Genomic DNA, 17,397 nt, shown 5'->3' with positions numbered 1-17,397 from the left:
AAAAATTATTCAAATAATAATTTTACTACATATTTCAATAAAATCTTATGAATACTGAAGCAAAACCCATAAAAACTTCGCTTTAAGGAGTTAAGAAAATGGCTTTTGTCAACTTAAAACTCACTGTAAATTCACATTAATTTTCCGTTTTTTCTGATTACGGATAATCGTTAAATCTAAAACACCACGCCATAAATTTTCCTGGTACTTAAGAAGTAAACCCGAAATGTTTTCTATTTCTTCCCCTCCTACTTCCACAATAACATCAGCATCTTCAATGCCTGCCATTTCCAATTTACTTTCTTTAGCCACACTTAAAACAATTACTCCAGCCTTTTTATGTAAACCCGAGGCAGATTGTTCAGCTAGTGTTTCTACATTCTTAAGTTTAGCTCCCAACCAGTTTTTTAAATTTGTATCATCATATTGAGCATACAAAGCATTTAATTCAGGAATATTGGGTTGTTTAGCTATCTCTTTTAAATTAGCTATTTGAACACCAAAATTATCCATTGGGATATTTTTAAACCCCAACTGAAGTGCCGGAGAATTATTTGCTATCGTAAAATCACCTGTTTCAGGAGAAAGAAATTTTGGATTTCCATAGGTACTATTAAAATCTGTTCCATTTTTTCTCGCTAATGCTAGGGAAATTGAATCAGGTAACAAATTATAATCTACTTCTTCACCCCATCCTTCAAGGCGAATAGGGAAATGTTTGGTCATGCTTATATTCTTTCTAAACACATCTTTACTGTCTTCAAACCAAACATGAGGGTGGAAACCATTGTTTAGCATAATATTATTTTCCACCTTTCTATTAAAACCTTCGCGTAATTTTATCCCTCCATTTAGACATAAATTATTGAAAATATGATAGTTGGAAGATCCATCATCCAAATCAATGTCCCATCCATGGTCGCAACGAAAACGATTATTTCTGATCACCGTTGTATGTTTGGCATCCCAATAAGGCATTTGAGGGTTTACTTTTACAAGACTATCCATTTTCTTCCTTTGGGGATGCCAGAATCTATCTCTACCCCAAGAGTTAAAAGCCCCATGATCCCCGGTTTCCAAAACAGTATTGAACACGTCATTATTTTCAATTAAATGACCTCCCCATGTTCCTTCACTCACATTAATTCCTGCCCTAGGTACATCATAAATACTATTATTTTGAACATGAATATTCATCGCCATAGATACCTGTACCCCTGCCACTTGCTTTTCAATACGGCCTATTCTATAGATCAAATTATTCGCAACTTTGGCTGTTTCAGGGTACAGTTCATTGGCCGGACCGGGGATAGTATCCATGTCTTCAATAGGAACAAACTCCTCATATTGATAAGCTCCTGAACGAACAGCCGTAGGATCCCCAACAAAAGCAATGGCCGTTGCGCCACAATCATGAATGTGATTTCCTACAATCCCTGTATTTCGGTTGTAACCATTTACAAAAATCACATTTCCACCCAATTTGGTAAATTCACAATCCAGAATTGAAACGGAATCGGTTCCGGTTAATAAAATGGCCCCACCTCTATAAATGGTCCAGTCACTTCGCAGCAACTTATCATAACCCTCCATAAAAGTAGTCTTAGTATGGGCAAAGCGTATGCCTTCAATCTTGATATTTTTAACCGGTTCTTTGCTATTTCCTGTAATTTCTATCAGGTGTTTGAGCCATGATACTTCGGTGATTGAATTGGATAAATCTGTTCCTTTTTCTACCCATAAGTATAGCCTGTTTGTTTGCTTATCAAAATACCATTCCCCTTCACTGTCCAACTCCTCAAATATATTTTCCACCATTCTGAGTTCCGGGTGCATACTTGAAGGTCGATTGTTTTGATGCCCACCGCTGAGTATCAGTTCGCCTTCAGCATCAACTCCGGTAATTAAATAATGAAAACCTCCCCACCTGCCACGGTGCATGGCATGAACAAATCCACCTGCAGGATTTTCCCATGTGCTTACACGTTCTTTGGAGATGGCATCCGCAGCATGACCTTGCCAAGCACCGCCATTTTCATTATAATTAGGATACCTGGCAAGAATTTGCTTTTTGCCATTGATAAATAACTGGCTAAAATCAATAGCTTCACTAAGCTCAGTAAAGAAAATATGCTCATCAAAAGGCTTCCAATTCGTTTGAAGCACTTTTGACCCTTTTACGCTAACTTTTTCTGCCCCTTCACCAATGATCGCTAAATCACTTAAGACATTCGGAATAACTAAAGGGGCGGGTAAATGGTACTCACCTTCCTTTAAGTAAATGCTTATTTTTCCTTTTTTATCCGCTCTAATATCCATTGCCATTTCCAAAGCTCGGTCAATGGTCTGCAGAGGAAAATCTTCGGTACCTTCCTGTGTGTTGATGCCATCTGGACTTACATAAATCGTATAATCACTCTCTCCACAACTTAATAGGGAAAATAGAACAAGCATTAAAGACAGTCTGGATCTAATTAATTTCATCTTGGGTCAGGTCTCTCTATTTCAAAAAACTAAATATAAGTGATACTAGCCTTTATTAGTCAAATCAGATTTAAAAAAGTTAATAGAAAATATTTGTAAAATATTTCAAATACAGAGTTAAAATTTTTATTATTAGATGTTTACAATATTTTAATTATTATAGCTTTAAGTTTTATAAATTTTTTTTTAAAAAATAGTCAAAAATAAAAATAAATAAATATTCCACTTCTTTGGCACCAAATAATAACAACTGATTTATAACTAACGAAACGATCACCGAATCCCACTAGTAACAATAAGTGAAATCCATATAGATCAAGAATATTCTAATATTTGACCAAGTAATTTCATAACTCACTGGTTGCTATTGCATCCATCACACATCTGCAATTCATCATTTTGTTGTTTCCAGTATTTTCACCCAATACCATTTTGGAGTCTTCTCCTGTTCTAACTAATGGATTTTCAACGCCGACTTTTCTTGGTATTGGATTGCTAGATTGAAAAAATTCAATATAGTCAATTTTAGTCTCTCTTTCGGCCCCTTCATAAGCTGTATATTCAGAAAGTGATGATGACCAGTAAACGCCATAGTACCCTCCAGTCCATTTTTCGCACGGGTCCACCTGTTGGTCATACATTTTTAATGAGTTTGATCCACTAAATTCGGGGTTGAAAATACTCCAGTTAGCATCATCACTTACTATCATTTCCTTTAAATTTTTCCAATCTTCAGTAGAAGGTACTCGCCAGCCTACTGGACATATTCCTTTGATTCCATTGGAATTCGCTGACCCCTTAGTTGCCACAGAGTAAGTGTAAAAGGCACTTTCCTCGTCAATAAATCTTTTGTCATCAGGGTTTCCTCCGAAACAATAAAACTGGTACTCAGCACCTACGGCGTAATTTAGGTTTTTCGTCATCCAAATTAAATCACCAATTTGCGCTGAGGGATAAATTTTGGCATCTCTCGCGTCTTTATAATAAGTGAGTCTTTTCGCATTCGCTATTAAAGTTTCCACATCCTTGTATTGTTCATCTATATTGATAAGCCTTTCTAAATAAAACAAGGCTCTGTGGCTATTCTTAAACGATTCAATACCGACATTTGAAGCGTTAATTGAGCTTACTGTTGATACCTGACTTAGCCCAGAATTTGAAGTTTGTTCAACATTTTCTGAAGAGACACCAGTAATTTTTTCCTGTAGAGCACTAAGTAATACTGTTTTATTTACTTTCAATTCGATGCCTTCTACATCATTTGACTCGGTTTCTTGTATTTGTTTTTCAGGAATATTTTCAGGAGTACTTTGTTCTAAAAGCAGATTACTTGCCTTGGTGTAGTAGAATTCACAGAGTTCAAGTTTAATCTCATTTTCTCTATTTACAACATCCCCATTTTGAGTATAATAGGATGCACTTTTAAGTAAAGTATAAGCGCTATCCAACTTATATTCATTTTGCGAGTTTTCCAGTAGTTTATTGGCTTGGTCCAAAATTTGAAGACCTATAAGATCCCCTAAACTGGTAAATTCAATTTTTATTTCAGACTTAACTTCAGGATTAAGCTCTCGGGCTTTTTCGTAATGAGAATAGGCTTTTTTTAAGAGATCAATGTTTTTTTTGGGACTTATAAGTCTTGCTTCCTGTATATAATCTTCTGCCGCTTTTGATTTTACATCTAACAGCGCAACTTGCGCCTGTTTAAATTCATCATCATAGCTTTTCTTCACCACAGTTATTGGTTTACTTTTTTTGTTAGGTGCGGCAAGTCTTTCCGGACTAATTTGTTCCAGGTTTTCTTGATATTCTATAAGCTGCTTAATCAATGAAACTACGTTGGATAATTTGCTAACGGATGCATCACGATGATATTTTGCAGCTTGACTTTCTAAATCCTTAATAAAACTTTGCATTTCTTCCGGACCTTCATCGATGAATTCAGCTAAAATTTCATGCGAGTTTCTAACCATTCTTTTCGAAGCATCCTCATGTAGCAGCACCTCAGTAGCAGCATAGGCAGCTACAAATTTTCGGTCATTTTTTTTTGCCTCTTTTGCTAGCTGAAAATTTCTTTTCTGAGCAGTAAGACTACTTGCTGAAATAATAAAAACACATAATGTTGGTACTAATATTCTAAATATTCTCATAATTCAAATAGCTTAATTATAGTAATTTAAATTTTACATATCTTAAAATTTATCGCCAATTTCAAACCTACTCCCTAACGGTTACGTGATTTTAAAAAATCACGTAAAGTGGATCATATAGGTCTATGTCTTTTGAAATTCTTCTAACGCCTTATCTTTACTCAAAGCAACCTTTTGTTGGTAATTGATCAGGAGTTAGTCCCGAATCAGAACTAAAGCCATTGCAACTTGTAACGCTTGAAGTATTCCAATCTGACAGATCTTGACTAAATGCTTTTGCGTTATTAAACATATAATACATGTCGGTTACATTGATTACATCCCAACTACTTAAGTCGCCATTGAAGTTAACGGCAGACCGGAACATCCCTTGCATTCTTGATACGTTACTTACATTCCAAGTACTAATATCGCCATTAAAAGCTTCGGCTCGAAAAAACATGTCTTGCATGGTGGTTACACTAGTTACGTCCCATTCGTCAAGGCTACTGGTAAATGAAGTTGCGTTTTCAAACATTCGCCCCATTCCTTCTACACTACTTACATCCCACTTATTGAGATCACTATTGAAGGAAACAGCGTCCTGAAACATACGATCCATATAAATTACATTGCTTACGTCCCAATCATTAAGATCGCTATTGAAGGAAATAGCGCCATTGAACATTCCATTCATGTCGGTTACACTACTTACATCCCAACTACTAAGGTCGCCATTGAAGGAAGTGGCCTCGAAGAACATCCCATACATTTCGGTCACGTTACTTACATCCCAAGCACTAATATCTCCATTGAAGGAGGTTGCGCCAGAGAACATTCCATTCATGTTTGTAACGCTGCTTACATTCCAAGCGCTTATATCGCTATTGAAGGAAGTAGCACCGGAGAACATCCCATTCATATTCGTTACGGCTGATAGGTCAGGCAGATCAGATGCATTAAACCTCAAATAAGGGCTATCAGAAAAAGCATATTCCATAGATTTCCATTGGGTATGGCCCCATTGTTCAACAGTCTGAATCTTGCTTAAAGATTTAAAAACGGCAGGAAATTCGCCAGTGATTTCAACTGTATAAGTATCAGCTAAAGCGTAGGAATGTCTAACATCAGAAGTTTGACCATTTTCTATAGTACCATCACCCCAATCTATCGAGTAGTTGTAAGTGAAATCTGGATTTGTATTTATAAATATAGTCTCATTAACTCTAGTGGTCTTCCAAGTAGTAATAAATCCTGTACCTGTTACGGTCGTCTCATCTACATCCGTAACATTAATGGTCATCTCTGCTTCCGTAGCAAGCTTACCATCTGTCACGGTGATTGTAATGGTATGTACAGTAGCGGTTTCAAAATCCAAGTTTTTTCCAGTAGCCAGACTTAGCTCACCCTCTGAGGTGATTTCAAATAGGTCACTGTCATTGGTAGAGATGCTGAAAGTAAGTGCATCCCCATCCGCATCTGTAGCAACCACAGTCCCAATTAGATCCCCGACCGAAATGTCTTCCGCTACAGTAAAGGGCTGTCCGGAAATTTCAGGAGCTGTATTCTCGTTTTCGTCTGTTACAGTAATAGACATATCCGCTTCGGTGCTCAGCTCCCCATCAGAAACGGAAACCGTGATGGTATGGCTTGTAGCTGTTTCAAAGTCCAGGCTTTGTCCTGTGGCCAAACTTAAAGCTCCTGAGGAACTTATGCTAAACAGATTATTATCGTTTGCAGAAATTCTAAAGGTAAGCGCATCCCCATCTGGGTCAATTGCACTAACTGTACCCAATACATTTCCCGAAACGGCAGCTTCTGACACATTAAAGGATTGGGCGGTCATGGATGGTGCCATATTCTGTGGTGTCATCTCTTCCCCATCAGTACAAGATTGAAGGACAAGTAGCCATGTAAAAGCGATAAGGCAATATTTTAAATTGAAAATCTTCACAGATGAGCATGTTTTATATCATATTTATTACTCTTCGTTATTTTCATACCTTATGACCAGCACCCATGGCCTTTAAAGGGATTAACTTATAAAGAAGGATTGGGTAATCGTCTTTATAAGTTCGGATCCCAATCGGGAAGCCTGGCCTTAAAAGGAGATCCATTTGGAAGCAACACCAAAGGCTTTCAAAACCAGTAAACACTGAACTCAAATTATATTAAAATGCAAATGCTTTGATTTATTCAGGTTCCAGCAACAGTCTCATTTTGTCCATGTTAATCAACATCTATATATTTAATTAACAAAGAAAAATTTTAGCTAGTTAAAATTTTTCTAACTTGAAAGCCTATATAGTGATTTTTTTTCGACGCAAGAAATTTTCCATTAGTTGAAAATTATGGAGGATATTAAGGCTTTATTACTCCTGTACACTATAAGGGGCTACAATTAGTACAGTGCTATAAAACTACCCTAATGTTGTTTTCCTAATTAAGCTTCGCAATACCATAATATCTCTCTTCTAGAACTGCTGTTCGTTCATATAAATTATTTGCAGAATTCATCTCTGTTTTGAAACTTTTAGCTTTATCGCAAAAGGTATAGACCATCTTCCAGTCTTGCATCATAAAATAGGCTTTCGCAATATTCATAAACAATGCACCAGCAATCTTATCGTTAATTCTAGCCTTTTTTTTGTTTGGTTGATACTCATTTAATGCTTCTTTCCAAATTTCCACACATTCTTGCAATTCCAGTCTATACTCATTTGACATATCAGAGACCGGGTATTTCGATGCTAAATTTTTAATTTTAGAATAAGCACTGTTGAGATCTTCATATTCAAATTTTCTGGCTTTTCCTGTTGCAATCTGAAATTTGAAATTTACAATCGGAAAACCATAATCATTATTTACTCTATCAACAAACTCATTAAAACGCTTTTTGTAAATAGAAGCATATTGATAAGGTACATTAGGTATTCCACTCACTTTAAGGCCTTTTTCGGCTAAGGCTTTAGACTCAAGAAAACTTGATTCCCATTGATCTACCATTTCAAGTCCCTCCTGAAGAATAAGAACTTTATCATTTCGTAAATCTCTCATTTCAACACTGGTGTTGAGTTTTGCGATGACTCGAAAAGTATACTCAGTCACCTCAATAACAGTCCCGTCTTTTTGTTTTTTCTTTCCTTTGTATGATTCTATACTCTTCTCATAATTAGCCCCATTAACGGTAATAGTTAATAATACATCAGCTGACAACTTACTTTCTGCTCGTTTATATCCATAAAGCACAATTCTTTTACCTTCCTTTTCTGGATCGTCAGAAGAGAGTGTTGAAGTCCTGAAATTTGAGGTTTTATTCAAATACTCACCATAGTAGGTTTTAACATTGGTAGGTAAAGGATTTGAGGGAGGTTGCCTTATATCGAATTTAATCGCTTTTGAGTTGGGGCGTTGCCCATATGTAGCAAATAATGTCATTATAAAAAATAAAAAGAATAGAGAGATAGTCGTTACATTATTTATTTTTATGATCATTAGATAATTATTAAATTCACTTTTCATTATTTACAAATAGAATGTTATGATAGGTAATACTGTTTATTAATATATTTTAAAATACTTATATAAGTAAAGTTATATTTGATTCAATTACACTGTAATTATCTAGATAGGTTTGGTGTGATTCCATTACAATTGGAAAAACATTATAGACTCATCTTTTGTACTAATAATGATCTCAGACGCTTCATCTACTACATAACTGAAATTTTTACCGTTTTCTAAATTCAACTGATATAGTTCAGTACTTGTTTCGGTATCTATGATGCGTAATCCCCAACCTGCTTCATCAAGTTTATCCCTATATATCCACAATTTGTCCATTTTAGCATAGGGATTATTTACAGGTTTATTTCCTTCAAACATGTCAGCAACATTATAAATAGCCTTACCAAGAACAGCAGCTGAACCAATCCCTCCGACAGCCATTAGTTCAAGATTCGAAAAGAACTCATCACTATCGATTAAACCACTTTCATAAACCATTCTATTCATTCTGGCTATATCGTCTTGAAAAGCAACACCAACTGCAATAATTGCAACATTTGCCAATACATTCAAAACCTTAGATGAAGTATTATAATTAATATGGCCAGTTTCATTGCCGTGGTAGTCATATTGAACCATTTCCTCCCTTGTTATAAGAGAATATTTATCTTCGTAGGCCTCAATTCTCCAAATTGTGTCCTTTTTAGAACGAAAAGAAGGTTTATCAATCAACATAACCGGTTCCTTCTGATTTTCAGCTAAGCGATAGGCTGAATGGTAATCAGTAAAAATTATGTCCTTATTCAACTCATTAATGGCAAATGCCTGATTCTTATACAGTGAATTCTTAGCTATTATTTTTCCTTCTTGTAAATTAAATGTATAAAAATCCCTATCTGTTATAAGGATTAAATAACCATTCAAATTAATTCCTTCACGGATATTTGAAGTAGGGATAGGATATGATTCTTCAAATGCAAATTTTTGATCTTTATCCAACCAATTCACTGTATATTTATAATCTTTAGTTGGTTGAGGCATTTCTTCAATTATTAGAAAACCTCCATCTTGTTGGTATATTTTTACAATTTTACCTTTAGTCTTTACACTTTCGTTCCATCTATAATTTCCTTTGTAATCCACATAATTAAAGCCATTTGCAGATTTTACTAAAATTGATTCTGGCCCAAAAGTAATACTATAATATCTTCCAAAATCAATTGGTTCTTCCCATAGAGGATCACCATTTTCAAAGTCTATAAGATCCATTTCTAAATTATCCTTTTCAGGGTTATTATAGGTAAGAATAAACCCCCTTTTTTTTATACCAGTCCCTGGGACGCGTAAATGCGTTATGCCTTCGGCATCGATTTCTTTTTTCCACCGTAAACTTCCATCAGTAACATTATACGCATACAAATCTAGTCCATAGGAAAAAACTACTACCTCATCGTTAGCAACTGGACCAAACTCAAAATCATAATTTTTAGCAAAAAATTTTCCTTTCCCCTCATATTCTGGCAATTTAATTGTCCATAAAACTTTTGAATCACCAAGTTTTATCAAACTCAAGTATTTATTAACTTGTTTATCGATCCCCTTCTTCTTATCTTTTTTAATTCTTTCAATTCTAACCAATAGAGCATACTTATGGTCAAGAGAGTAATGAATCTGAGTGTCTTCAAATTCTTCCATTTCAAATGTATTAAAAAGCACTTCTCCTGTAGTCCTATTTAAAATTACCGATTTTTTAACTTTTTCATTAAATGTAAAAGCTTTTTCTTGTGTGAGTTGTATATTTGGATTACTAAGGGAATATTTATGATCTGCACCCTTAAAATTAGGCAAATCTACCTGCCAGGCGTATTTTTTATTGATGTAGTCATAGGCGTGCAAGCGCTCATCATCATAATAATATAGCATTTTCATTTGTAAATCTACAGATTTCCAAATCGGTTTTTTTTCAAATTCTAGAATCCACGAACCTTCTGATTGTTGCGCTATTAAAGGTGAAACTTGCGCAATAATTGAAATCATATAAAGTAGTAATTTTTTCATAAGCCACGCATATTATAAGTGGGGTGACAAAATATATTAGTGACATGTTTTTTTTAGTCCCTATATTTGTCTAATATTTTAGAATTATGGATTTAACTTAAATGCAATAATGACATATTTATCAAATGCAATTAACACCATATTATAATATTTATGGTCACTCAAAAAGCGTATTTATTTTACAATTTCGAGTTTATTTATTTTATAGAATCCCTTCGGAAAGGCATTTCGCTATTAATTCAGCTGTATTTGATGCATTTGCTTTGGAGAGTATATTTTGACGATGGGTTCGTGTAGTATTAAAAGAAATATGGAGTTTCTCTGAAATTGCTTTTGCATTTAAACCTTGACTCATCAATTTTAAGATTTCTAACTCCCTTTTAGTAAGATCAAAAATACAGGAAGGTTTATCAAGGTTGGCTAGCTTTGGATCAAAACGCCCGTGATGTGCTTTGATTTTTAAGTATGATTTTTTACCGTTAAGACTTCTAAAAGATATCCAATCAGTACTCACATTTCCAAGGTGGCTGATATCAGAATGTATAACAAATAAATGCTCGATTTTACAGGTTTCAGAAAGTGTAAGTGGTGTTGTTTGAATCATCATAGTTTGAATTTTTCCTTTTACCCCTTTGCACTTATAAGTATATACTATCTTGTAATTAAGCAAATCATTATGATCTGAAAAAGTTGAAATAAACTCAGATATAATTTTTTCTTTCTTTATTATAATTTCTAGCTCTTTTGGTAAGGTTGATTTTAATAAGCAGCCTATTGAAGCATCCTCAGGTTTGATTCCCAAAACATATTCCACGTTTGGATGAATAAAATCTAAACTAATATTGTTAATATTTAAAATGTAATAGAAGAATTTTCCAGGAGCACACATATTAGCAATTTGATGAAATTGCTGGGATGGATTGTATTTTGTGGGTTTGTTTAGTTTAGATGAATACTCTTTTTTCCAAAGGTCTATTACGCGATCACTTGAAAATTCTTTCATAGAATATAATGTGATTTATTAAACTAAATCTCATTATAATATAAAAGCTTTTCATATACAAAAAATAGTAGGTAATAAATACAGATAATTGATAATTTCGGACTTTTACTGTAATTTATATGGAATCTTTATTTAATTCTAACCTAAAAAAGGTGATTTGAGGGAAAAGAAAATAACACTTTCTTCCTATTTATGATAGCATATCATCTTTTTTTTTGAACAGCTTCACTATATTTCTAAAAACCATTTTTACGTTGGAAAATATATAGTTAAATGATTTGGCCAAAACCAGGCTAATTAATTTTTAAAAGAAATCAATCTAATTCCACAGCATAACCCTCATTTTCATGCTAAATCAACCGAACTACCACCCACTTCTCACTGCATCACCCAATCACCCCATCACTCAATCACTCCATCACCCTCTCACTCCATCCACCTCTGACTTGCCAAAGCCTCTGAAACCATCAAAGCCCGATCAAAAAACCTCACATAATTCAGTTCTCCACTCATACTTGGACCTAGCAGTAAAGTACTTGAACCTTCAGGAGATTTGAAAAAGGGACTGAACCTCCCCCAGCCAAATTGCCGATCCTCTCCCCCATCATTGAATTGGCCATCTGTTACAAATGAAATGATATTTGGACCTCCATCTATTATGATACTTGCCTGATGTTGGGTGTTCGGTTGTATGGAACCTGGATCAGAGCTCCATCCGGCCTCGGTTTGTCCATCGTTCATCTGAAACTTAATGTTGTTCTTTTCAGAAATGCTTATCCACCAACCTTTGCCTGAGCCATCTCTAGTATCGGCAAGTACCTGCCCTGCTTTTATTTCATTTAGCAAAAATCCCAGTTCAATAGTAAAGCCTACATTGGAGCTTTTCCCTCTATAATCAGCAGTATTGGTATCCCTAACACGAAAGGTGGGTACATTCGGGGCCGGAAGTTTTTGCGGTAAGCTTTTGCCCTCTGCTGACCAATTGATCAGTAAGCCATCACGTATCCGTACAGGTTCATCAAACTGTGCCCAAAGTCGTTCCAAAAAAGCATTGTCAATCTGATGGACACGGGCAATGTCTTTTTGGGTTTCCGTAATATAATAATTTCCATTTTCCTCAATCAGGTCAGGATAACTCATGCGAACCAAAGGATCATCATCGTATAGTAAAATCTCGGGTTGACTCCATTGAATAACTTTCCCATCTTTCCCATCCACTTCAACCCCTCCAGCCATCCATACCGGGTTCCGGTCATTGTAGCCAATTGAACCAGGATTGGGATGCTCCCTAATAAATCTCCCCCCATGGTTATGAAACCAATAAAGGTATTTACCATTTTCACATTTCCATGCAAAATTAGCAGCTCTAGGATTTTTCATTAGGCGGCCATCTGCATACCTCATGTATTGGGGTTTGTCCCAAGTTTTACCTTGATCTCTGCTATAGCTGTATACAGGATGCCCATCCAATGAACGGTAAACCACAAAAAAAGAGCCATCACTAAGTATGGAGTAACTATGTTCTGCAGCAATTGAACCTCCATTTTTCGGAGTTCTTAAACCTATATCTCCTTCGGGTAAGGTTTCCCAATTGGCATTAGCCGGATCATCCACTTCCAAAAGGTTGTCACTTTTTAGTAAAACGCCTTCATTTGAGGTGAAAAAACCATTGCCAAATCCACCCACTTTGGTCAAGGGGACAAAGGCAGTTCCCTGATAGGTAAAGGCTTTTCCAACATTCCAAAAAAATCGGATATCCCCCCGATAAACGTTATTACGGTCGATTTCAAATTCCCGTACGGGTATGGTATACCTGTCTTTTGACCAGGATTTACCATTGTCATCTGAGTATTTGAACACATAATAGCCCTGGCTATCTACCCTTTTTACAATTCCATCTTTATAGGGAGGATCGTCTCCTTTTACTTCCCTTAAATTATCTGTATTGTGGTTGTAGAACACAAATATTCTTCCAGAAGGGGCTTTCAAAAGCACTGCATAGGAGGCTTCAGGGCCATCAGAAGGTTCTATTGCTATCATGTCTTCCCAAGTAAGGCCTTGATCCATACTTCTTTGGCTGATGATATGCTGACCACTGGCGCCTTCATGGCCGGACCCTGTGGTCATTACGCATAGCCAAGCTCCATCATTTGTTTTTACGATATAGGGTTGGTCACTATAGCTTTTGTCAGGTATAATCCTACCATTTTTAATATTTCTCCAATCAATTTGCTGTGCGTTTACTGAAGTAATGTAAACCACAAATAAGACAGATAAAAGCAAACATTTTCCACCATAAGCCCAGCATTTTATGCTAAAAAATACTTGAAGAGAATAAAAAAAGCGATCAAAAACATGCATGATATTTAAGTTATTAATTGGGTTTATTTCTTTCATTTCCAAAATGATAAATCTAATTTTTATTAAATTGAAACCATCAATAAACGATTTGCATCTCGAATTACTTTATATTTTTAAAATTGAGAAAAGTACAATAAAGTAAATAAATCTACTTCAACTTTGCCCAAACGAATTTTGTTTCCAATAATACTACCAAAATTTAGGACCTGTTTTACCCTACTAAATTCAAGTTTTAAATTATTGAAAATCAATTTAAAACGACCCATTTGCTATTACATTTAATCAAATAATGAATTAATTATAAAATGTATTTATTTAATAATCATTAAACTGGAATTGAATTTCAACCTAAACTTTATGAATCAAGGCTAATATTTAGATTAAATGTATTTTTTTAACCCTAAATTTCATTATTCATTATATAATAGTCATTTTTAAGATTAAATTTTTAACAACTACATTACAAAGGATATTTGATTCATTTAAAATTAAATTTATTCCTCAACGACTTGCACAAAGGATTCTTTTGGTATTGACTTAATGAAAATATACCACCAAAGTTGGAAAAGAATCTAAAAGATTAAAAATCCAAAAGAATAGATCTGTCTTCTTAGAGTATTCTAAGGAAATAACACTCTAAATTATGGGTAAAAAGGCACCTATTATTTAAATACCTAACGACTATTAAAACTCACTTACACCTTAATTTATGAAAAATATATACCATGTCATTGCAATACTAACTGTAATAATCTCCTTCCCAAACCAAAGTATTGCTCAGTTCACCTTGGATGGACAGATGCTTGTCCGAAGCGAATACCGTAATGGCTATCAAAAATTAATGAATGAAAATGCTGATCCTGCAGGTTTTATCGCCCACAGAGCTAGAATTCAAGCAAGTTATAAGGTCGATCGCCTTACTTTTTTTATGAGTATTCAGGATGTTCGCACCTGGGGAAGTAGCTCTACTGCCAATATTTCCGACAATTATTTGTCAGTGCATGAAGCTTGGGCTGAAGTTAATTTCGGGGAATATTGGAAGTTGAAACTGGGTAGGCAAGAGTTAAATTATGACAATGCACGATTTCTGGGAAACCTAGATTGGGCACTTCAGGGTAGATCCCACGAATTTGCCCTGATGAAGTATGAAAAAGAAAATGCAAAACTGCACATGGGTTTTGGTTTCAACCAAGACAATCAAAAAATTCAGGATCATGTCTATAGTTCCTACAATAATTACAAGGCAGCTCAGTTAGTTCGCTTTGAAAACAAAACCGGGAAATTTAATTACGCCTTCCTTTTTTGGAATGATGGAAGACAGTATCAAGAAATTGACAATATTAACAACATCACCAACACAGGAATTCGCTACTTACAAACCTTAGCGCTACCAACCTTAAAATATACATTGCCTAAAACACAGGTTTCAGGCTATTTTTATTATCAGTTTGGAAAAGATTTCTTTAACAGGTCTACCTCAGCTTATGATATTAGTGCACACATTACCCATAAATTAATAGAAAACAAAGAGAAGGGCAGCAAGTATACGGCTACGGCAGGTTTTGAACTGATAAGTGGAACACCGACAAACGACAAACAAAAAAACAAGTCATTTGCCCCCCTATATGGTACCAATCACGCTTTTAATGGGTTTATGGATTTGTTCTATGTGGGCAATCACTTTAACTCAGTAGGCTTAAGAGATATATACTTAAGAACTAGATATAATTTTGATTCGGGATTCTGGATACAAGGGGATTACCATAATTTTGCTGCGAATGCTACCTTACTTAGAGATGAATACGGTGGTCCTGAAATGGACAAGGGATTTGGGTCAGAAATCGACCTTAGCATAGGCAAGGTAATCAGTGAATCTGTTTCTATACAAGCTGGTTATAGTCAATTCTTAGCCTCTGATACTTTTAATCATATTCAGTACAATGGTGACCTTAAAGAAAACCAAAATTGGGCCTATATTATGTTTGTTTTCAGACCAAATAATAAAGCAAAATTTATTGGCGTTCCATTATAGTATCCCATAGGCTCAATGTCACTTGTCAATGAATAGAGAATAAGTATTGCCAAGGCCATGTACCAATCACAAAAGATTTAAAATGTGCGGAAGGAAAAGAATAAGAATCTTTTCAAGACGTAAGGAAAGAAAAGTTGCTAAATTGAACAGCTGTGCATGCTCCTACTTTTAGCTACAAAAAATCCTTTTGAACCTAGATTATGCAATAGGATTCGTCTTTTCTTACCTGAGCTTTCTCAGGGAAGGTTGCAATCGTAAGAGAATCAGTCTGTTTGAAGCGATTGCAGTACATGACAGCAGGTTTATAGTATATTTCTGGTGGAACAAAGAATAATTAAACTCCAATACCATACCATTCAAAAATGAAATTGTCGATTGTTCTTGTGCTCCTTTTATTTAGTACCTTCTCTTTTGGACAGGAAATAATCATTCCAAATGGTTATGAATTGCTTGCAGAAATGGAGGGGGACTTGGACAAGGATCAGGTCTGTGAAAAAGTTCTTGTATTTGAAACCTCGGAACCCTCAGAATATGGAAATATCAGGGAAATTCAAGTGCTGAAATATTCAAATGGAAAATGGGTGGTCTGGAGAAAATCAAGACAAGCAATTTTAAGAAGTCAAGAAGGGGGCATTATGGGAGATCCTTTTGAGGAAATCACCATTGAAAAAGGAATTTTAATCATAAGTTTTTCCGGGGGAAGTAGTTGGAAATGGGCTTTTAAAGACAAATACAGGTTTCAAAACAATGAATTCCAATTGATTGGGCATAGTAGTATTTTTGGGAAAAATTGTGAATACTGGACAACTTTTGATTTTAACCTTTCAACTGGAAAAATTGATTACAACAAAACCTATGAGGATTGCGACAATAACCAAAATAATCATAAAAAAGAAGCTGAGGTTTTCTACCATAAAAACCTAAAAATCAATCTTTCCAATAGAAATTTACTTGAAACAAAGATCATTACTCCAAAACACAAGCACGAATTGTATTTTTAATTAATAGGCCGGCAACACCACCCTCAAAGCTTAAAAAAAATAATACGTATAGTACGTATAGAAGGAATAAAAAAGCAGATTTAAAAACCAAAAATAGGTTTTAAATCTGCTTTTAAAAATTTTATGATTTACGACTGCTCACCTAAAACTGCTTTCATAAAAACAACCTCTCCGGTATCTACATCATAATATCCTCCGGTCATTCCAATCTCTCCATTTTCATACAACTCCTTCAAAACCGGACTTTCTTGTAAAATCAAGTCCATAGTGGTGATCACATTTCTTTTCTCTACGGCTTTAATAAATTCGGGATCTGTATGTTCTTTACCCGGCATTTGTGAAGTAACGTCATGTATTGCAGGGTCTATTTTCTCCAATAAACCGGACAAATTTCCAATTTTCACTCCTGCACAAGCACCTTTTATTGCACCGCATTTACTGTGGCCCAAAACAACAATTTGCTTTGATCCGGCAAGCTTGCAAGCAAATTCCATACTGCCTAGAATGTCTTTATTTAATACATTTCCTGCAATCCTTACACTGAAAATATCTCCCAAACCTTGATCAAAAATCAATTCTGCTGAAGTTCTACTGTCTATACAACTTAAAACAATAGCAAATGGAAATTGACCATCTTTGGTAGCATTGACTTGCTCAAGCAGGTTTCTGTTTACTTTTAAATTACTTACAAATCGTTGGTTTCCTTCCTGTAATATTTCCAAGGCCTTAGCCGGTGTCATGGTGGCCTGAGTTTCTGCAGTATGTGCTTTCATTCTTTTAGTTCTGTTTTTTTAAATATTGGGTTGTTTGCTCCATTAAAGA

The 17,397-nt window shown here is 35.0% G+C and carries 10 protein-coding genes; 2 read left to right on the top strand and 8 right to left on the bottom strand.

Translation table 11 applies throughout. The features are described from left to right. Window positions 1–120: 120 nt before the first annotated feature. The 7 genes from Q4534_RS00915 to Q4534_RS00885 all read right to left on the bottom strand — a co-directional run bounded on the left by Q4534_RS00915 (window position 121) and on the right by Q4534_RS00885 (window position 13,578). Window positions 121–2,484 carry a PDZ domain-containing protein gene (locus tag Q4534_RS00915; RefSeq protein ID WP_303611282.1) on the bottom strand — a complete coding sequence of 788 codons (2,364 nt, stop codon included), beginning with the start codon at window positions 2,482–2,484 and terminating at the stop codon, window positions 121–123. A 347-nt stretch (window positions 2,485–2,831) separates the two neighbouring features. Further along, window positions 2,832–4,634 (bottom strand): FISUMP domain-containing protein, encoded by a 1,803-nt coding sequence (locus Q4534_RS00910; RefSeq protein WP_303611281.1) that lies wholly within the window; start codon window positions 4,632–4,634, stop codon window positions 2,832–2,834. Between the two features lie 157 nt (window positions 4,635–4,791). Beyond that, window positions 4,792–6,567, bottom strand: coding sequence for a BspA family leucine-rich repeat surface protein (locus tag Q4534_RS00905; protein ID WP_303611280.1), 1,776 nt, complete (start codon window positions 6,565–6,567; stop codon window positions 4,792–4,794). Window positions 6,568–7,052: 485 nt separating this feature from the next. After that, entirely contained in the window at window positions 7,053–8,135 is a 1,083-nt protein-coding gene (locus tag Q4534_RS00900) for a hypothetical protein (RefSeq protein ID WP_303611279.1), read from the bottom strand. Between the two features lie 126 nt (window positions 8,136–8,261). After that, window positions 8,262–10,178 carry a PQQ-binding-like beta-propeller repeat protein gene (locus tag Q4534_RS00895; protein WP_303611278.1) on the bottom strand — a complete coding sequence of 639 codons (1,917 nt, stop codon included), beginning with the start codon at window positions 10,176–10,178 and terminating at the stop codon, window positions 8,262–8,264. A gap of 202 nt (window positions 10,179–10,380) precedes the next feature. Continuing rightward, a complete protein-coding gene (locus tag Q4534_RS00890) occupies window positions 10,381–11,181 on the bottom strand; it encodes a response regulator transcription factor (protein ID WP_303611277.1) in 801 nt (266 codons plus the stop codon). Window positions 11,182–11,607: 426 nt separating this feature from the next. Beyond that, on the bottom strand, window positions 11,608–13,578 hold the full coding sequence (locus Q4534_RS00885) for a sialidase family protein (RefSeq protein ID WP_303611276.1): 1,971 nt from the start codon (window positions 13,576–13,578) through the stop codon (window positions 11,608–11,610). 673 nt (window positions 13,579–14,251) lie between these two features. Between Q4534_RS00885 and Q4534_RS00880 the strand changes: the two genes are divergently transcribed. Then, complete coding sequence (locus Q4534_RS00880; protein ID WP_303611275.1) at window positions 14,252–15,574, top strand: alginate export family protein; 1,323 nt, start codon at window positions 14,252–14,254, stop codon at window positions 15,572–15,574. 362 nt (window positions 15,575–15,936) lie between these two features. After that, a complete protein-coding gene (locus tag Q4534_RS00875) occupies window positions 15,937–16,575 on the top strand; it encodes a hypothetical protein (RefSeq protein ID WP_303611274.1) in 639 nt (212 codons plus the stop codon). Between the two features lie 128 nt (window positions 16,576–16,703). Here Q4534_RS00875 and Q4534_RS00870 read toward each other — a convergent pair whose 3' ends face one another. Beyond that, window positions 16,704–17,348 carry a carbonic anhydrase family protein gene (locus tag Q4534_RS00870; RefSeq protein WP_303611273.1) on the bottom strand — a complete coding sequence of 215 codons (645 nt, stop codon included), beginning with the start codon at window positions 17,346–17,348 and terminating at the stop codon, window positions 16,704–16,706. Window positions 17,349–17,397 lie beyond the last annotated feature (49 nt).

It is taken from the genome of Cyclobacterium sp. 1_MG-2023, assembly GCF_030546805.1.
Lineage (GTDB): Bacteria > Bacteroidota > Bacteroidia > Cytophagales > Cyclobacteriaceae > Cyclobacterium.
Note: the sequence above shows the minus strand (reverse complement) of the source record. Positions and strands in the feature narration are given on the sequence as shown.